Source organism: Oceanimonas sp. CAM02 (genome assembly GCF_032842915.1).
GTDB classification, from domain to species: Bacteria; Pseudomonadota; Gammaproteobacteria; order Enterobacterales; family Aeromonadaceae; genus Oceanimonas; species Oceanimonas smirnovii.
The window spans coordinates 15,339-32,887 of sequence record NZ_JAWJBK010000009.1; the positions used below are offsets into that span (position 1 = coordinate 15,339).

General features: G+C 55.4%; 19 protein-coding genes and 7 tRNA genes. 17 read left to right on the top strand and 9 right to left on the bottom strand.

Annotation, left to right across the window (positions count from 1 at the left end; all coding sequences use genetic code 11):
• Positions 1–22 precede the first annotated feature (22 nt).
• On the top strand, positions 23–487 hold the full coding sequence (locus tag R0I78_RS02690) for an Lrp/AsnC family transcriptional regulator (RefSeq protein ID WP_317074214.1): 465 nt from the start codon (positions 23–25) through the stop codon (positions 485–487).
• 28 nt (positions 488–515) lie between these two features.
• Here R0I78_RS02690 and R0I78_RS02695 read toward each other — a convergent pair whose 3' ends face one another.
• The gene (locus tag R0I78_RS02695; RefSeq protein WP_317074215.1) at positions 516–1,694 is read right to left on the bottom strand and encodes a PLP-dependent aminotransferase family protein; all 1,179 of its coding nucleotides are present in this window, start codon (positions 1,692–1,694) and stop codon (positions 516–518) included.
• A 147-nt stretch (positions 1,695–1,841) separates the two neighbouring features.
• Between R0I78_RS02695 and mutY the strand changes: the two genes are divergently transcribed.
• From mutY to R0I78_RS02735, 8 genes are all read left to right on the top strand, one after another.
• Positions 1,842–2,909, top strand: a complete 1,068-nt coding sequence (gene mutY / locus R0I78_RS02700) for an A/G-specific adenine glycosylase (protein ID WP_317074240.1) — start codon at positions 1,842–1,844, stop codon at positions 2,907–2,909.
• Positions 2,906–3,181, top strand: coding sequence for an oxidative damage protection protein (locus tag R0I78_RS02705; protein ID WP_317074216.1), 276 nt, complete (start codon positions 2,906–2,908; stop codon positions 3,179–3,181). The genes mutY and R0I78_RS02705 overlap by 4 nt, the downstream gene beginning before the upstream one ends.
• 94 nt (positions 3,182–3,275) lie before the next feature.
• A tRNA-Phe gene (locus R0I78_RS02710) sits at positions 3,276–3,351 on the top strand.
• A 28-nt stretch (positions 3,352–3,379) separates the two neighbouring features.
• Positions 3,380–3,455 (top strand) — tRNA-Phe (locus R0I78_RS02715).
• 27 nt (positions 3,456–3,482) lie between these two features.
• Positions 3,483–3,558 (top strand) — tRNA-Phe (locus R0I78_RS02720).
• A 77-nt stretch (positions 3,559–3,635) separates the two neighbouring features.
• Complete coding sequence (locus R0I78_RS02725) at positions 3,636–4,385, top strand: TIGR04219 family outer membrane beta-barrel protein (protein ID WP_317074217.1); 750 nt, start codon at positions 3,636–3,638, stop codon at positions 4,383–4,385.
• A 145-nt stretch (positions 4,386–4,530) separates the two neighbouring features.
• The gene (locus tag R0I78_RS02730) at positions 4,531–5,514 is read left to right on the top strand and encodes a hypothetical protein (protein WP_317074218.1); all 984 of its coding nucleotides are present in this window, start codon (positions 4,531–4,533) and stop codon (positions 5,512–5,514) included.
• Between the two features lie 256 nt (positions 5,515–5,770).
• A complete protein-coding gene (locus R0I78_RS02735) occupies positions 5,771–5,980 on the top strand; it encodes a cold-shock protein (RefSeq protein ID WP_019934973.1) in 210 nt (69 codons plus the stop codon).
• A gap of 62 nt (positions 5,981–6,042) precedes the next feature.
• Here the strand turns inward: R0I78_RS02735 and R0I78_RS02740 are convergent, their stop codons facing one another.
• Complete coding sequence (locus R0I78_RS02740) at positions 6,043–7,215, bottom strand: MFS transporter (protein ID WP_317074219.1); 1,173 nt, start codon at positions 7,213–7,215, stop codon at positions 6,043–6,045.
• 162 nt (positions 7,216–7,377) lie between these two features.
• Between R0I78_RS02740 and hfq the strand changes: the two genes are divergently transcribed.
• A complete protein-coding gene (hfq, locus tag R0I78_RS02745; RefSeq protein WP_019934975.1) occupies positions 7,378–7,749 on the top strand; it encodes an RNA chaperone Hfq in 372 nt (123 codons plus the stop codon).
• 45 nt (positions 7,750–7,794) lie between these two features.
• Here hfq and dapA read toward each other — a convergent pair whose 3' ends face one another.
• The gene (gene dapA, locus R0I78_RS02750; protein ID WP_317074220.1) at positions 7,795–8,667 is read right to left on the bottom strand and encodes a 4-hydroxy-tetrahydrodipicolinate synthase; all 873 of its coding nucleotides are present in this window, start codon (positions 8,665–8,667) and stop codon (positions 7,795–7,797) included.
• A 290-nt stretch (positions 8,668–8,957) separates the two neighbouring features.
• On the opposite strand from dapA, the gene rsmC reads away from it, so the two are divergent.
• From rsmC to R0I78_RS02770, 4 genes are all read left to right on the top strand, one after another.
• Positions 8,958–9,977: a 16S rRNA (guanine(1207)-N(2))-methyltransferase RsmC gene (gene rsmC, locus R0I78_RS02755; RefSeq protein WP_317074221.1), complete on the top strand. Its 1,020-nt coding sequence runs from the start codon at positions 8,958–8,960 to the stop codon at positions 9,975–9,977.
• 122 nt (positions 9,978–10,099) lie between these two features.
• Positions 10,100–10,186: transfer RNA gene (locus tag R0I78_RS02760), tRNA-Leu, on the top strand.
• A gap of 20 nt (positions 10,187–10,206) precedes the next feature.
• Positions 10,207–10,293 (top strand) — tRNA-Leu (locus R0I78_RS02765).
• Between the two features lie 70 nt (positions 10,294–10,363).
• Positions 10,364–10,449: transfer RNA gene (locus tag R0I78_RS02770), tRNA-Leu, on the top strand.
• A gap of 21 nt (positions 10,450–10,470) precedes the next feature.
• On the opposite strand, the gene R0I78_RS02775 is transcribed toward R0I78_RS02770, so the two are convergent.
• Both R0I78_RS02775 and rlmD read right to left on the bottom strand, forming a co-directional pair.
• Positions 10,471–10,677: a hypothetical protein gene (locus R0I78_RS02775; protein WP_317074222.1), complete on the bottom strand. Its 207-nt coding sequence runs from the start codon at positions 10,675–10,677 to the stop codon at positions 10,471–10,473.
• A 60-nt stretch (positions 10,678–10,737) separates the two neighbouring features.
• Positions 10,738–12,075: a 23S rRNA (uracil(1939)-C(5))-methyltransferase RlmD gene (gene rlmD / locus R0I78_RS02780; RefSeq protein WP_317074223.1), complete on the bottom strand. Its 1,338-nt coding sequence runs from the start codon at positions 12,073–12,075 to the stop codon at positions 10,738–10,740.
• Between the two features lie 181 nt (positions 12,076–12,256).
• Here rlmD and R0I78_RS02785 point away from each other — a divergent pair, with 181 nt between their 5' ends.
• Together R0I78_RS02785 and R0I78_RS02790 are read left to right on the top strand one after the other, a co-directional pair.
• Positions 12,257–13,276: a WYL domain-containing protein gene (locus tag R0I78_RS02785; RefSeq protein ID WP_317074224.1), complete on the top strand. Its 1,020-nt coding sequence runs from the start codon at positions 12,257–12,259 to the stop codon at positions 13,274–13,276.
• A gap of 54 nt (positions 13,277–13,330) precedes the next feature.
• On the top strand, positions 13,331–13,813 hold the full coding sequence (locus R0I78_RS02790) for a hypothetical protein (protein ID WP_317074225.1): 483 nt from the start codon (positions 13,331–13,333) through the stop codon (positions 13,811–13,813).
• A gap of 13 nt (positions 13,814–13,826) precedes the next feature.
• On the opposite strand, the gene R0I78_RS02795 is transcribed toward R0I78_RS02790, so the two are convergent.
• Together R0I78_RS02795 and R0I78_RS02800 are read right to left on the bottom strand one after the other, a co-directional pair.
• Positions 13,827–14,306, bottom strand: a complete 480-nt coding sequence (locus R0I78_RS02795) for a pyrimidine dimer DNA glycosylase/endonuclease V (protein WP_317074226.1) — start codon at positions 14,304–14,306, stop codon at positions 13,827–13,829.
• Positions 14,307–14,438: 132 nt separating this feature from the next.
• Positions 14,439–14,523 (bottom strand) — tRNA-Leu (locus tag R0I78_RS02800).
• A 175-nt stretch (positions 14,524–14,698) separates the two neighbouring features.
• On the opposite strand from R0I78_RS02800, the gene R0I78_RS02805 reads away from it, so the two are divergent.
• Positions 14,699–15,193 (top strand): RDD family protein, encoded by a 495-nt coding sequence (locus R0I78_RS02805; RefSeq protein WP_317074227.1) that lies wholly within the window; start codon positions 14,699–14,701, stop codon positions 15,191–15,193.
• Between the two features lie 65 nt (positions 15,194–15,258).
• Here the strand turns inward: R0I78_RS02805 and lptG are convergent, their stop codons facing one another.
• Both lptG and lptF read right to left on the bottom strand, forming a co-directional pair.
• Positions 15,259–16,329: an LPS export ABC transporter permease LptG gene (gene lptG / locus R0I78_RS02810; RefSeq protein WP_317074228.1), complete on the bottom strand. Its 1,071-nt coding sequence runs from the start codon at positions 16,327–16,329 to the stop codon at positions 15,259–15,261.
• On the bottom strand, positions 16,329–17,444 hold the full coding sequence (gene lptF / locus R0I78_RS02815; protein ID WP_317074241.1) for an LPS export ABC transporter permease LptF: 1,116 nt from the start codon (positions 17,442–17,444) through the stop codon (positions 16,329–16,331). Before lptF ends, lptG begins: the two co-directional genes overlap by 1 nt.
• Positions 17,445–17,549 lie beyond the last annotated feature (105 nt).

A 17,549-nucleotide genomic window follows, 5' to 3' on the forward strand; every position in this document is an offset into this window, starting at 1 on the left:
TCACCAGCTACAAGGCAACAAAATGCAACTGGATCGTTATGACATTCAGATCCTGCAAATTCTGCAGCAACAGGGCCGCATTACCAAATCGGCCCTGGCTCAGGCCATCAATCTGTCGGTCAGCCCTTGCTGGGAGCGGGTAAAGCGGCTGGAGCAGGCGGGGGTTATTCGTGGCTATGGTGCCTTTATTGACACCGGTCTGTTACAGGGGCGCACGGCGGTGCTGGTAGAAATCAGTCTGGGCCGGCACAGCGCCGATGTGATGCGCCGTTTTGAGCGGGCCATGCAGGACTGTGACAAGGTGACCGACTGCTACGCCACCGGTGGCGGCGTAGATTATGTGATCAAAATACTGTGTGATGATATCGATCAGTATCAGCGGCTGATCGACAGCTGGCTGGAGGCCAGCCTGGGCATAGAGCGCTACTACACTTACATCGTGACCAAAACCGTCAAGCACAGCCCCCCCGCCCTGCCCTCCATGTAAAAGAGGCCTTGCGGCCTCTTTATCGAGCTTACATCATTTCCCGAACCACTCTGCCGAACCGGCCAATCCCTTCTTCTATGGTAGCGGCATCGGAACCCGAATAGCTGAAGCGGGCCGTGTTAAGAATATCCGGCCGCACATAGAAAGGCTGGCCGGGCACAAAGGCCACATTTTGCTTGATGGACAGATTAAACAGCTCCATGGCGCTGATATGCTCGGGCAGACGCAGCCACAGGAACATGCCGCCTTCCGGGCGGGTAAAGTCCAGCCCCGGGCAATGGCGCAGCAGCGCCTGCTCCATGGCATTTTTTTGCTGGCCATAAACGGTGCGAATGCGGTCAATATGGGCATCCAGGCAGTTATCCTGCAGATAACTGTACAGCACCTGCTGAGCAAAGCCGTTGGTGTGCAGATCCGAGGCCTGCTTGGCAATGGTGATTTTCTGGCGCAGCCAGTCGGGCACCAGCATCCAGCCCAGACGGAAAGACGGCACCACCACCTTGGAGAAAGAACCCAGCAACACCACATTTTCCGGTGCCAGTTTGGCGATGGGCGGCAGATGTTCGCCCTCAAAGCGCAGCTCACCGTAAGGGTTGTCTTCCACCATCAGCACATTGTGCTGCACCAGACGCTCGGCCACTGCCTTGCGCTTTTCCAGGCTGTAGCTCAGACCCGACGGATTCTGAAAGTTGGTTACCCCATACATCAGCCGGGCATAGTGAGGCTCGGCCAGCAGGGCATCCAGCTCGTTCAGATCCGGACCGTCATCATTCAGCGATACTCCCTGAAACTCGGGCTGGTACACAGACAGCGCCTGAATGGCACCCAGGTAGCCCGGCTCTTCAATAATCAGTTTGGAGCCTTCGTCTACCAGCACTTTGCCAATCAAGTCCAGCGCCTGCTGAGAGCCGTTGGTGATCAGAATGTTATCGGGATTCACCGTCATGCCATGCTGAGTGCGGTAACGCTCGGCAATGTATTCCCGCAGCGGACCAAAGCCCTCGGTGGCCGCATATTGCAGCGCACCGTTGCTTTTGTTCTGCAGCACCTTGGCAGTCGCGACTTCCAGCGCTTCATTAGGAAAAAAGTCCGGATTGGGCAGACCGCCGGCAAAGGAGATCACTTCCGGATTGACGGCAACTTTGAGTATTTCTCGAATAAAGGAAGGCTCTACCTTGGCAAAGCGCTTGGCAAAAAACGGCTGCATAGGGGTCTCTCTGAATTACCACGCGTGGCGGGCGCCAACAAAACCTTTCTTTTGTATCAGAAATCACCGCAATAACAAACCATAAACAACAGATGCATTGCGCCCGGGTGCGGCTTATGGTCGAATTCGGCCATGCCAAACAACAAAATGACACCTGTGAACAACCAACCTTTCGCCGAGCGCATTCTGGCCTGGCATGACCAGCATGGCCGCAAGACCCTGCCCTGGCAGCTGAATAAAACGCCCTACCGGGTCTGGGTCTCGGAAATCATGCTGCAGCAAACTCAGGTGAGCACCGTTATTCCTTACTATCAGCGCTTTATGGCGCGTTTCCCCGATGTGCAGAGCCTGGCCGATGCCGGGCAGGACGAAGTGCTGCACCACTGGACCGGGCTGGGTTATTACGCCCGGGCCCGTAACCTGCACAAGGCCGCTCAGGTCATTCGCGATCACTATAACGGACACTTTCCCGAACGCTTTGAAGAGGTGCTGGGCCTGCCCGGCATTGGCCGCTCTACCGCCGGTGCCGTGCTGTCATTGTCGCTCGGCCAGCATCACGGCATTCTCGACGGCAATGTAAAACGGGTGCTGACCCGCTGGCTGGGCCAGAAAGGCTGGCCGGGCAAAAAGGAAGTAGAAAATGCCCTCTGGGACAAAGTAGCAGAACTGACCCCGGCAGCAGGCGTGAGTCAGTATAACCAGGCCATGATGGACATGGGGGCCACCATCTGCACTCGCAGCAAGCCTGCCTGTGAGCGCTGCCCGGTAAGCAACGACTGTGTTGCCCTTGCTCTGGGCACACCCACTGCCTTTCCCGAGTCCAAGCCCAAAAAAACGGTACAACCGGAAAAACAAGCCTGCTTTGTGTTGCTGCAAAGTGGCGATCACTTACTGCTGGTGCAGCGTCCGCCCCAAGGGCTGTGGGGCGGACTTTATTGTTTTCCCGAGTTTGCTGACGAGCGCGAGATGCAGCGCTGGCTGAGCCGCTTTCCCGAGGCCGGCAAGCCCGAGCCTCTGCCCGGCTTTCGTCATACTTTCAGCCATTTTCATCTGGATATCAGCCCCTGGCGGGTACAATTACCGCGCATTCCCGACGAGGTCATGGCGAGTGACCAGCGTCTTTGGTATAACTTGCACCAACCGGCACCGGTAGGTCTGGCAGCGGCGACCAAAAAGCTGCTTGCCTACCCGCAACTGCACAAGAGGACCCCATGAGCCGAACCATTTTTTGCCAGCGTTTGAACAAGGAAGCCGAAGGTCTGGACTTTCAGATGTACCCGGGTGAACTCGGCAAACGCATTTACGACAATATTTCCAAGGAAGCCTGGGCTGAGTGGCAGAAAAAACAGACCATGCTGATCAACGAGAAAAAGCTGAACATGATGAACGCCGAGCACCGCCAGCTGCTGGAGCAGGAAATGGTGGCCTACCTGTTTGAAGGTGCCGACGTCAATATTGAGGGCTACACTCCCCCATCTGCGAGTTAAACAACCGCTTTGCTCAAGCCTTGAGCGAACGCACACAAGCAACAGAAAAAGCGGTTGACTTGCCTGGGGCGATCGATTTAAATGACGCCCCGTTGCCCAGATAGCTCAGTCGGTAGAGCAGGGGATTGAAAATCCCCGTGTCGGTGGTTCGATTCCGCCTCTGGGCACCATTTTTCGGTGCCATATCAAAACACCAACGCCCAGATAGCTCAGTCGGTAGAGCAGGGGATTGAAAATCCCCGTGTCGGCAGTTCGATTCTGTCTCTGGGCACCATTTTCGGTGCTATATCAAAACACCAACGCCCAGATAGCTCAGTCGGTAGAGCAGGGGATTGAAAATCCCCGTGTCGGTGGTTCGATTCCGCCTCTGGGCACCATCTTTAAAGCCTCGCGAAAGCGGGGCTTTTTTGTATCTAGCGTTATCTCTCATGGCCCGCAGCACAGGAAACTCTCAATGAAAAAAACAGTTTGGGCACTGGCCCTGACCGCCAGTTTTGTCAGCACCCAGGCCGGTGCCGATGTAATGGGCCTGTATGCCGGCGCACAAGCCTGGCAGGTGGACACCAGCGGTAACTTTGGCAGCACCAACACCAGAGCCGACTTTGCATTTGATGAAAATACTCAGGGCGTTTTTTATGTGGCTGTGGAGCACCCGGTGCCGCTGCTGCCTAACGTAAAAATCCGTCACAACGATCTTGCCGCCAATGGTAATACCATGGTGTCTGGCCAGTTCAGTTTTGGTGGCACCGACTACGCCGCCGGTTCGTCACTCAGCACCTCTTTTGATGTGACCAATACCGACTTTATTCTCTACTATGAAATATTTGATAACGACCTGTTCAGCATCGATCTGGGTGCCAACATCAAATACCTGGATGGCGATATCAATGTCAGGGATGCCCGCGGCAACGCCTCCAGTGAAAAACTGAGTGCTCCCCTGCCCCTTGGCTACCTCAAGGCAGAAGCAGCCCTCCCCCTGACTGGTTTGTCGGTGTTTGGCGAGGTGAATTACCTGACCCTGGATGGTCATGAGATAGCCGATTATCAGGCCGGTGTGGGTTATAACCTGATTGACACTGTGGCCGTGAATATCAACCTGCACGCCGGCTATCGCGCCATGTCTGTGCAACTGGATGATCTTGATAACATTGATGCCAAACTCGACTTTGACGGCGGCTTTGTAGGGGCTGAAATCCACTTCTGATGCAGCGCTGTCAGGATACATGTAATCTGGCCGGTCATTACCGGCCATTTTTATGTCTGTGAGTGGCAATATTGGCACGGTAAACATGGTATAACTCAAGGTAGCTTTCTAAGCTTAGTGATGAAACGGCAAAAAGGATGATGCCATGAAGAACAAACTGTTTCTGCTTACCGCCCTGCTGTTACTTCCCGGTATCGCCTCTTCACAAGAGACAGACGACAGCGACTTGCCGCTGTGGGTGGTAGATAAAATCACTCCCATGCACGACAGCGTGACCGACTGGCTCGATAACAGCGCCCGCAACATCGACAATTTTTTTGGTGATGACGACAGCCTGACCATTGAGAATGGCTCTTACCTGCGTTTCAGTCAGGAATTTTCCTGGCATGAACAAGATGACTTTGGTTCAGAAACCAAACTCAAGCTGCGCCTTGACCTGCCCACCACGGAAGAGCGGCTGCGTATTCTGATCGAAAGTGATCCTGAAGAAACCCAGGGCACACTGGCGCAACAGGGTGCCAATACCGCCAGAAACAACAACGACTTCGACAGTGACAACTTTCTTATCGGCCTGCGCCGGCTCAGCAACCGCGACAAACGCGAACGATGGCGCTTTGATGCCGGAGCCGGGGTTAAAATTAAACTGCCTCTTGACCCTTATGTTCGTTTAACCGGAGAGCGTCAGTGGCAGCTGAATGAAGGCCCCTGGGTACTGGACAGCTGGAACCGGGCATCATGGTTTAACGAAGAAGGTTATTCTGCCCGCAGCCGCTGGGATCTGGGCCGGCCACTGAGCGATATTTACCATCTGCGCTTTATTACCAATGTGCAGTGGCAGGAAGAAATCGACACCCTGGAATATTCCGAAGGCGTTGAGCTTAACCAGCTGCTGGGCAGCCGCAGCGCTATGCGCTATGCCGCCGTGGCGGTGGGCCGCAGTGCTTCAAACCCCAGGCTGCACGATTACTACCTGCTCAGCCACTATCGGCGCAACCTGCATAAAGAAGTGCTGTTCGTGGATTTTATTCCCGAGCTGCATTTTCCCCGGGAGCAGGATTACGATGCCGAGTTTGGTGTTACCCTGCGTCTGGAGCTACTGTTCCGGGCTGATTTGTCATGGGGAAGATGAGGATCCGGCACCCCAAAAGACTCACCCAGCCCTTTATTGGCGCTGCTGACAGAAAAGTCGGGTTAACGCGTCATGGCTCACAAAAATACCTGTTGACCACCATCAGGTAACCGGTTAGAGTAAATTCGACTTTAAGGATACCGCTGAATTTATGTTCATTACGAAGTTCCTAGTAGTACCTCGTCCTGTATTTCATAAGTAAAGGTTGTGTTTTTGAAGTCGATTATTCTAGCAAGTTTGTTTACAGGATTTAGGTATGTCTAACACTGTTAAAGGTAAAGTAAAGTTCTTCAATGAAGCCAAAGGTTTCGGTTTCATCGAGCAAGAGCAAGGCCCTGACGTATTCGTACACTTCAGCGCCATCCAGACCTCGGGCTTCAAGACCCTGGCTGAAGGTCAGTCCGTAGAGTTCACTGTAGCCCAAGGCCAGAAAGGTCCTCAGGCTGAAAACGTAGTTCCTCTGTAAGAGTCTGCGTTAACAAAGAATTCCAAAGCCGCGCCCAAGGGCGCGGCTTTTTAATGCCCGGGTTAAAACCGCCCCACGGCAAACACCGACAGCAGCTTCAGCATTACCGCCCCCAGCATAACGCAAAGCCCGAGCGTAAAAGCCGTGTCTACTCCCAGTTGCGCCAGCACGGCAGTCAGCACACTGGCAGTGAGCATTTGCATGGCACCGGACAGTGCTGCTGCCGAACCGGCCCCCTTGCGATAAGGCTCCAGTAGCCGGCTCATGGCATTGGGAAAGGCCATGCCATTGCCCAGCGCCTGAATAAAAACGCCGGTTACCATCAGCCAGGGCTCAAGGGGCATCAGCATTATCCAGGCCCCTGCAGCCAGCTGAATAAAGGGACTGATGCGCAGCACCTGCTCGGCTCGCACCCAGAACTGAATACGGTTATTAATAATGCCGCCAAGCAGCAGCCCCAATGCCGGCAGCAGTGCCCAGCGGCCATATTCAGCTGCACTCATGCCTATCTGATGCTGCATCACATAGGGCAGCACAGAAACTGACGTCATCATCAACGCGAACTGCCCCCAGAGCATGCCACCATGCCCCAGAAAATGGCGTTGCCCCAGCAAACTGAGGTAACCGCGCATAATAGGCCCGGGGGCCAGGCTGAGCGGCTCACCCTGATGGGTTTCCTGAAACCGCGCCAGTAAAATAAGCCAGAGCAGGGACAGGTAAATCAGCATGGCGGTAAACACACTCTGCCAGCCAAAAGCATCGCCCAGCATGCCGCCCAGTGCCGGTGCCAGCACGGGCGTAATGGCGGCGGCCATGGCGATGTAAGACAGTGCATTACGCAGCGCCGCTCCTTCAAAGCTGTCGCGCAGCATGGCTCTGGACACCACGGCGGCACACCCCGCTCCCAGCCCCTGCAGCAAACGCCCTGCCAGCAGCCATTCAAAGCTGGCATCCGGCAGCATGCACAAGGCAACGCCGGCCAGTGCTAGTGCCAGCCCGGCCAGCAATACGGGCCGGCGGCCATAGGCATCGCTGAGCGGGCCATAAAGCAGTTGCACCGGACCAAAGGCAAACAAATAGGCTGAAACCAGCCACTGTACCCGCTCGGGATCTTCAGCCAGTGCACGGCTGATGCCGGGCAACACAGGAAAAATCAATCCCAGACTGAACTGACCAATACTGACAATCAAACAAGCCAGCACCATAATGGTGGTACCGGATATGGCAGCGTTCACACAGGCTCCTTTATCGGCAAGCAGATAATCCGGGCGACAGGCTACGCCCGGCAAGGTGGCAGGCTGGTCGCAAAGCTGTATTTAATTAACGCTTTGCTTTGACAAGCCGGCGGTTGATTAAGCACAATCAAGATTGAAAAATAACAAAAAGGACTGACCGACATGACCGCCCCATCATCGAATCCCCAATCGCTGCAGCAAGCCTTTTCATTGGGTAACGGACAGGATGCGGCACTGAACTGGTTACGTAAAAACCAGACCCACTGCGCCATTTTTCTGACCAATGGTATCAAACTTGAAGGGATGATCAGTGCCTTTGACCAATACAGCATTCTGCTGTCTGATCCCCGCGGCCAGCAGCAGCTGATCTACAAGGCCAAGATTTCCACCATTTCGCCGGCCAGCCGTCGCCCGCCGCGTTCCGGTGTCATCATCAACAAACCCCGTCGTCCCCGCTATGACAATCACCATGATCATCACGGCCACCGAGATGATCATCATCATGGCAACGACAACCAGGGTGACGATCAGTAAGCACCCTGAGTAGCACAAAAAAATGGCCGCTTGCGCGGCCATTTTTTATATCAGTTCCAGCTCTTCCATTACCCGGCGAATACGGGCCTTGGTGTCTTGCTGCAGCGGCACCACCGGCACCCGGCAATGCTCACTGGCTTTGCCCAGCAGCGACAATGCATATTTGGGACCTGCCGGGTTGGGCTCGGCAAACAGCACCTGATGCAGCGGCATCAGCTTGTCTTGCAACTCGCGGGCTTGTTCCCACTTACCGTTCAGAGTCAGTTCCTGCAGCTGTGCACACAGGCGCGGGGCTACGTTGGCAGTGACCGAGATACATCCGGTACCACCACCCACATTGTAAGAAACCGCAGTGCCGTCTTCGCCCGAGAGCCAGGCAAAGGGCTTTTTAATCAGCTGACGCTCGGCCCAGGGACGGTTCAGATCACCAGTGGCATCTTTTACCCCCACAATGCGCGGCAGCTCGGCCATGCGGGCCAGAGTTTCCGGCTTGATGTCTACCACGGCACGGGGCGGAATGTTGTAAACGATGATCGGCAGCTCGGTGGCATCGTGCAGCATCTTGAAATGAGCGAACAGGCCATCCTGATTGGGGCGGTTGTAATAACCGGCCACATGCAGCGTGGCATTGGCACCGGCCTTCTGAGCGCACACGCTGTAGTCAATGGCTTCCACCGGGTTGTTGGAGCCGGCACCGGCAATCACGGGCACCCGGCCAGCCGCCTGCTCAGAAACAATTTCAATCACCCGGCAATGCTCATCGTGAGACAGAGTCGGACTTTCCCCGGTGGTGCCCACCGGCACAATGCCGTGAGTCCCTTCCTCGATGTGCCAGTCTACCAGATGGCGTAACGCCGCTTCATCGATGCGGTCACCGTCAAAGGGAGTAAGCAGGGCAACTAAAGAACCGCGAAACATGGAAACTCCTTCTCCTGATCAGAGGATTGAATATTGAATTAAAAAACCCCGGGCGCAAAAAGCGTGGCCGGGGTTTTGATAAAAGTGGGTCTGAACGTATCAGGCGTCGGTCACGCAAAAACGAGGGCTGCTTTGTGTTTAAGCAGTTTAACTGGTTTGCGTTTTACTATCACTGACATGAATAACACCTGAAAAAACCTTGTTCAGCATCTTTTGCCAACCACCGGCAAATGTCAAGGGCAGCCATGGCATGTATAATGCCGTTTTTGAAAAATTTGCAGGAACACAGAATGTATGAGGCCCTGACGTCTGTCAGTGACATGCTGAGCCGCAACCTGGATACCCTTTGCCGCCAGCCCCTGCTGGTGTGCGGCCTGCTGGAAGACAAACTGCCCCTGATGCTGGCCGAACATGGCCCGGCACCCCGCGTATTTACCACCGACTACCGCTATTTTCAGTGGCTGGGCAGCCACACTGAAATCACGCCGGAATTTGGCCAGGCTCCTGCTGAGCAAGCTGCCCAGGGCCTGCTGTTGCTTATGCCCAAGGCCAAGGCCGAAGCTGAATATCTGCTGGCAGCCTGCCTGCCCCTGCTGAGCACTGGAGCTCCCGTGTTTATTGCCGGCGATAACAAGGGCGGCGTTAAGTCGGCCCCCAGGTTACTGGCTCCTTTTTGCACGCACGTTACCAAGGTCGACAGCGCCCGCCGGGCCAGCTTGTATCAGGCTGAGCTGACGCAGCCGGCATCGCCCTTCAAGCTGAGCGACTGGACTCAAGAATATCGGCTGGAGCAGGAAAAGCTGACGGTCTGCACCTTGCCCGGCGTATTCAGTGCCGGGCATCTGGATGCAGGAACCCGGCTGCTGCTGGAGCATGCCGGGCCGCTTTCCGGCCGGGTGCTGGATTTTGGCTGTGGTGCCGGCGTGATTGGTGCCAGTCTGCTGAAACGCAATCCGGCCATCGCACTGGAGCAAATCGACATCAATGCCCTGGCGCTGGAAGCCAGCCAGCAAACCCTGCTCAGGAACGGCCTGCAGGCCAGCGTGTATCCGTCCGATGGCCTGAGTGAAACAGAAGGCCGGTTTGACTGTATTATCAGCAACCCGCCTTTTCATGCCGGGTTAAAGACATTTTACAGCACTACCGAAACCCTGCTGAAGCAAGCCAGACATTACCTCAAGACGGGTGGCAGCCTGCTGCTGGTAGCCAATGCCTTTTTACCCTACCCGGAATTGATAGAGCAGAGCTTTGGTCATTGCGAGACCCTGGCCGCCAACGGCCGCTTTAAAATTTACCGGGCCCGGGCCTGACCCTGGCAAAACTGTGCCATTTTTAAGCAAACGGCCGCTGCGGCCGTTTTTTTATGAATTAAGTTAAAAAAGCCGGTTGACGGCTGGTAAAAAATCTATAGAATTCGCAGTCCTCAGCACGGGCGAGGGTGGCGGAATTGGTAGACGCGCTAGCTTCAGGTGTTAGTGTCCTTACGGATGTGGGGGTTCAAGTCCCCCCCTTCGCACCACTGAGAAAAAATTTGAGCACGCGAGGGTGGCGGAATTGGTAGACGCGCTAGCTTCAGGTGTTAGTGTCCTTACGGATGTGGGGGTTCAAGTCCCCCCCTTCGCACCAAGTCTTTGACTTGAGAGCCGCTCAAATTTCAACATGGTGGCCCATGTAAAACAGCCAAACAATCGAGTATGCGAGGGTGGCGGAATTGGTAGACGCGCTAGCTTCAGGTGTTAGTGTCCTTTGGATGTGGGGGTTCAAGTCCCCCCCTTCGCACCAAGATTGTTTCTTTCCAGCCGTTCAGGCGTAATCTCCCAGCATTATTCCAAGAGTCATGCCAAGGCCGGCTAATCCGCCTATCGGCAGCCAATACCAGTGCCTGCTGACTGAAGGCATAGCCAACACCAGTGCAAACAATGCAAACCCGGCGCTTAACCATAATGTAAGTGACGATGCCGGCACCCACCAGATCATCATCAGCCACAGCACTACCAGCAAAATAACCATTATCACCTCCTTTACCAGTAAATGATAATAGTTATCAATTTCTTTTATAGCAAGCCTTTATTACGTTGCGCTAAACAGCGCCACGGTTTCCACATGCATGGTATGAGGAAACATATCCACCGGTATCGCCTGCTCCAGAGTAAAGCCCTGCTCGCTCAGCCAGGCCGCATCCCGCGCCAGGGTTTTAGGATTGCAGGACACATACACCAGCCGGGCCGGACGCATGCTGGCCAGAGTATCCAATAGAGCCTGATCACACCCCTTGCGTGGCGGATCCACCACCACCACGTCAGCACTCACTCCCTGCTGATACAACGCAGCTACCTGCTGTTCAGCCGCACCACAGTAAAAACGAACATTTTTAATATCATTACGCTCGGCATTACGCTCGGCATCGGCCACCGCTTCCGGTACTATTTCCATGCCATGAACCTGGGCTGCAAAGGGGGCCATAAATAAACTGATGGTGCCGATACCGCTGTAGAGATCAAACACGGTTTCACTGCCTGAGAGTGCGGCCAGCCGCACCACCTCACGATACAGCACTTCCGTCTGATGCGGATTTATCTGATAGAAAGACAGTGCCGAGATATCAAACTGCAGCTCGCCAATACGGTCACTGATGCTGCTGCCACCCCACAAAGTACGCACTTGCTCGCTCAATATGCGGTTACCTACTGTATCGTTCAGACACAGCTGCACACTGACCAGTTTTGGCACCTGAGCAAGACGCTCAACCAGGGCATTCAGTGCCCGCTCTGTCGGCTCTTCCGCCACAACCAGCACCACCATCAGCTCTCCGCTGTGCCGGCCATTGCGCACCATCACATAACGTACGCAGCCACTGTGGTGAGCCTCATTAAAGGCCGGAACCGCCTGCTCGCGCATCCACTGCCGCACCAGTGCCGTGATGTCGGCCGTTTCCGGTGCCTGCATGACACACTGTTCTATTTCCACCAGCTGATGACTGTGTTTGGCATAAAAGCCCAGGGTCGGACCGGGCTGCACCGCAAACTGCGCCTTGTTGCGATAATGAAAGGGATCATCCATGCCAATGGTGTTGGCCACTGAGCAGTCCAGCCCCCGCTCCTGCAGCGCCTTGACCAGCAGCTCACGCTTTAATTGCAGCTGAGCGCCATAGTCCATCACCCTGAGCTGACAGCCACCACATTCGGTATGGGGGCAAAAGTCAGGGCTGCGTCCTGACGCCGGTGTCAGCACTCGTTTTACTTCTGCCTGGGCATAGCGAGGCCTGGCCAGTGTGACTCTGGCTTCTACTTCATCACCGGGCAACCCGCCCGAAATATAAACCGGACAGCCGTTATGCTGAGCAATGCCGTCCCCTTTATCGGTTAGGCTGTGAACGGAAAGGGTAAGCAATTGACCGGCTTTAAACATGATGGGCACTCTGAAAGTTCAACCACACCGGCCTGGGCCGGCAAAGCAGGAATTTTACCCGAGGCCGGCCCGCAGCAACAGCCTGGCGTGAACCGCTGGCCTCCCCAAGGCTACAAGTGGCAGCCGGTGTAAGGTATTCTCGGCTTCAACCGAGCACATTACATTATAATAAGGAAGACAAATGGGCACTCAGCGCGACACCCTTTTTCGCTACCTGACCATGCTGCAGCTGATCCCCCGGGCACCTCAGTTCAAGGCCACCACCACACTGCAGGCCCTGCTTGAAGAACGAGGATTCAGTGTTGAGCTGAGGTCCATTCAGCGGGATCTTGAGAAAATGTCACTGCACTTTCCATTGCTTTGCGACAAACGCGAGCGCCCTTACCGCTGGTCTTTTGACAGTCACTTTAAAAGTGGCTTGCCGGCGCTGGATACTGCAACAGCGCTGACTCTGGTGCTGGCAGAAGAATATTTGCAAAGCCTGTTACCCCGCATGGCAGTAGACCGGCTTGGCCCTCAGTTTGACAGCGCCCGCCGGTTTCTCGATGGCCTGCAACAAAACGGCTATGCCGACTGGGCCAGACGAGTGCGGGCCATTCCGGATGGCAAGGCCCTGCTACCGGCCCCTATCAGGGCAGAAGTGTGGCAAGGCATCAGCGACGCCCTGCTGAATCGTCAGGCGGTGGACGTCTGCTACCTCAGCCGTCAAAAAGGGGATATACGGCAATACACACTACACCCTCAGGGGCTGGTGGCCCGTCACAGTGTCAGCTATCTGCTGGCCACCGTGAATGATTATGATGATATTCGCCAGTTTGCCCTGCACCGCATTCAAACGCTGGCCATCACCGATATTGCCTTTCGGCCGCAGCCGGACTTCTGTGTTGATGCCTACATCAGAGAAGGCGGCTTTGATTATCCGCTGAACGAAGAAAGCGTGCAGCTGGTCGCCCGCATTTCACCGGACCTGGCCTGGCGGCTGAGTGAAACCCCGCTCAGCGAGCAACAACAGTTGTCCGCTCCCGGCGAAGACGGCCGCATTACCCTGACCGCCACCATTCACAATGATCAGCAAACCCTGTGGTGGCTGACCGGTTTTGGAGCCAGAGTGGAAGTAATTGAGCCTTTGTCATGGCGACGTGCGCTGGCTGAGCAGGCGCGCCAACTGCATGACATGTACCGGGACTCGGGCGACACATAAAGTCGCCTGCGCCATCCATGATGTCATCACTGTTTACGATTTGCCGGAATCTCCATGACTTTTGATCCCCTGATGTGGGTCTTTGCCACCAATGCTCGTTACAAACACTCACGCCGCTCCTGCCTGGAACTTAAGCCGTCACTGGGGCGCTTTTTCACTGATGAACTGCTGGCCTTTGCCGGCTTTGTGATTGTGGATGAGCTGCCCTCACCACCGCTTGAACAGGTAAAAGCCATGGGGCTTGAAAGTTTGTTAACGCCGTCAGCCCAAGGGCTGACACTGGCCAATACCTACTACCTGAAGCCTGCCGCCGCCGGCCAGCTGCGAGTGCATGTGCATGAACTGGTGCATGTGCTGCAATGGCGCAACCTGGGCGCAGCCCGCTTTATCGATCGTTATTTACAGGAAATAGCCCGCCACGGCTACCGCCAGGCACCGCTGGAGCAAATGGCCTGTGAGCTGGAACACCTGTTTGCCCTGAGCCCGGCCCGGGGCTTTGATATCACAGCAGAAGTAAAACACCGGCTGGCTCCATAAAAAACAGTAAGACTCAGGGCTGCTCAGCCTCCTGCACCCAGTGCGGCACTTCCCGCCGGGTCCAGCGGGCGAATTTCATTTTGTCGCCCAGATAAAAGTTGCGGTAGGCCTGCACGGCGTCGCCGGGCACCTTGTATTGATCGGGCATGGCCTGGGCAAACTCGGTGAGGCCGATTGCAGGGTAGGTAAACTGCTGTATTTGCGCCAGCACCGGCATGGACTTGTGATCCTGCTCTTTACGGTAGCGATAGCGGTACTCGGCGTTGAGCGCCTGTGTGAGCCGGGTCAGCCACTGAAAGTTGTCGTACGATTCTTCTACCCAGAGCACGCTGGGGTGTTTGATATGAGTGGATTTGTAGGGCGTTTCAAATCCTTTTTTGTTCAGCGCGGTGCACAGTATCTGCACGCTTTCGAGGATCATCTTGACCACGTGCTGATCACAGTGATATTCGGCGCAGCGCTCTATGTTATTGTCCAGTATAAAAATATTCACGAATGTCATCCCGTTTGAACACGGAATGATTGTGAAAGCGAACACAGCGCAGAGCAAGGGCCCAAAGCGCGAGGTGGTCAGCAAAGGCCGAACATCGGGCACAAAAAAACCCGATTAAATCGGGTTATTTGTTGGTAGCAGTGGCCGGACTCGAACCGGCACGCCCGAAGGCAAGTGATTTTGAATCACTCATGTCTACCAATTCCATCACACTGCCGCCGGTAAACTCATTATGAGTGAGCCAGAGCATTATACTCAGCCCCGCAGCGCCCGCAACCGGATTGTATGAACAATAGTGCCAACTGAGCATTATTTGTGCTGGGTGACCGGGCTTTTTCCTGCAGCGGCTTTTGCTAGAATGCAGCCCTTATCGATTTAAAGGAACGAAACTGGTGGCTTTTTCTTATACGGGTTTACCCCGGGCCGGGGTGATGCGTCGCCTGGGAGCCTGGCTGTATGACTTTCTGGTGGTGGTTGCACTGCTGATGGTAGCGGGTTTTGTCTGCTTTGGCCTGACCGCTCTGGCGCTGCAGCTGGGCTGGATTGCGCTGGGCGAACATGAAGATACCGCCGCTCTGCTCAGTGCCAGCCGCTTATATCAGCTGGTATTGCTGAGTGTGGTGCTGTTTTTTTATTGCTGGTTCTGGCGCACCAGCGGCCAGACCCTGGGCATGCGCGCCTGGCGGCTGCGCGTACAAAACACCGACGGCACCCGGCTGCGCCTGGGCCAGTGTCTGGTGCGCGCCGGCGCCGCCTTGCTCGGGCTGGGTAATTTCTGGGTATGGTTTAATCCACGCAGCAAACTGGCCCTGCAAGATAAACTGGCCGATTGCGAGATGGTGGTACTCACCAAAGAGCAGAACCGGGAGCTGCTGAGCAGGCAGTGAATACAGGGATTAGGGAGCAGGGAATGGGGAATCCCTACTCCCCACTCCCGCCGAAGGCTTCGCCTTCAGGCACGGCGGTTAAGCAAAAACAGCGCTACACCAATAAACAGCAGGCTGGGGCCCAGAGCGCCGAGGATGGGCGGCACCTCATACACCAGACTGATGGGCCCAAACACTTCGTTGGCCACATAAAAGCCAAAGCCAAACAGAATGCCCATCAGCAGCCGGGCCCCCATGGTCACACTGCGCAGCGCACCAAACACAAACGACGAGGCCAGCAGCATCATGGCAATCACCATCACCGGCTGCAGCGCCTTGCGCCAGAATGCCAGTTCATACAACCGGGCATCCTGACCGTTATCTCTCAGGTAACCTTCATATTCCCACAGGCCACGCATCGACAGCTCATCGGGCTCAATGGCCACCACTCCCAGCTTGTCGGGCGTCAGGGTGGTTTTCCAGGTTCTGCTGGCCTCCTGAGAGGTCATAATTGACTCACCATGATTAAATAGAGTATCGGTGAGGTTAAGCAGTTGCCATTCACCGTTACGATAATCAGCGGTCGCAGCCTGAGTAATACGCTGCAGCCGCTGCTCGTCATCAAAATAGTAGAGGGTGACATTGCTCAGGGTGCCGTCACGACGGGCCTGGCCAATATTGATATAAGCTTCGCCATCCCTTGCCCAAACGCCATATACCGACAGCACCACCTGACCACCTGAACGCGCCTGAGTGCGCAAATCATCTGCCGCCAGCTTGGTGGCCGGAGCCACATATTCGCCCACCAGCATGATCACCAGCATCAGCGGCACGGCCGTTTTAAGGGCGCTGGTCACAATATTAAAACGGGAGTTGCCCGCCGCCTGCATCACCACCAGTTCACTGGAGCTGGCCAGCTGGCCCAGCCCAATCAGGCCGCCCAGCAGCGCAGCGATGGGAAAGAACAGCACAATTTCTTTGGGCATCGAGAGCAGCACGTAATAAAAGGCCGACAGCAGGGTATAACTGCCCTCGCCCACACTGCGCAGCTGCTCCACATAGCGGATAATGGCCGATAACCCCACCAGCACAAACTCACACAACAGCATGGCCATCAGCACGGTGCGGCCAATATAACGATCGAGAATATTAAACATCAGGCCGCCTTGCTCCGTGTGAGTTTTTCCCGGGTACGGTTCCACCAGGGCGTTTCTGCCAGATTAAGCGGCAATGCCACCAGCAATAAAAATACCAGCGGCACGGTATACAGCCCCGGCACCGGCGGCAGACTGCCGCCTTCCATTGCCGAGCGTGAGGCGGTTTGCAGCAAAAAATAAGCAAGATACAACAAAATAGCCGGCAGCAGCTTGGCATAGCGGCCCTGGCGCGGATTCACCACCGCCAGCGGCACGACCACCAGGGTCAGCACCAGCATGGACAAGGGCAGTGCCAGCCGCCATTGCAGCTCTGCCTGCTGCTCAATATCCTCGGCATTAAGTAATGCCAGGCTGGGCATTGCTTCAATGCGACTTTGAGCCACTTCTACCTCTGCCGGCCTGATAAAGGCGCTGTACTCATCAAACTCCGCCACATCAAACTCCCGGGTGCCGGGCGTGCCGCTGTAACGCCGCCCCTGCTCCAGGGTCAGCCACTGGCCATCTTCCTTTTCATGCAGCCGGCCGCCGTCGGCCACCACAATGCCGGGAGCACGCTGAGCCTGGCCCTGCTGCACCACAAACAGCCGGTTGAGCCGGTTGCCTTGTTCATCTTCGTCCAGCTCTTCTACATAGCCCACAATACGACCGCCATCCAGGCTCATAAAGCGGGCTTCACGCAATACCGCAAAGCCAGGGTCGGCTTTTACCTCTTCCCGCAGCTGATACACCTGACTTTTGGTCCAGGGGTTAAGCCAGAGTGAGTTAAACAGCGCTACTGCCGTCCAGATAAGCCCCAGCACCAGAGTGGCACGCATAATGCGCCCGGGCCCGATGCCTACAGCCTTCATCACCGTCATCTCACTGTCGGCATAGAGCCGCCCATGAGCAAACAGAATGCCGATAAACAGGCTTACCGGCAGCATCAGAGTGGCCATTTCGGGCAGGTTAAGCAGTAGCAGCCTGCCCACCAGCGCACCGGGGATCTCCCCACTGGCAGCCTTGCCCAGTACGTCAATAAAATTCTGGCTGATAAAGATGAGCAAGAGCACAAACAGCACGGCCAGCTGTGTCTTCAGGGTTTCCCGAAACAAATAGCGGAATGCAATCACCGTCAATCCCAGTGTAAACTTGTCTTTTTTAATGGAAACGCTTAACAATAAGCGTAAAATCACCATTTTCGCATATTAACTGTGCGAAATACGACGCCTTTGCGATGTTCG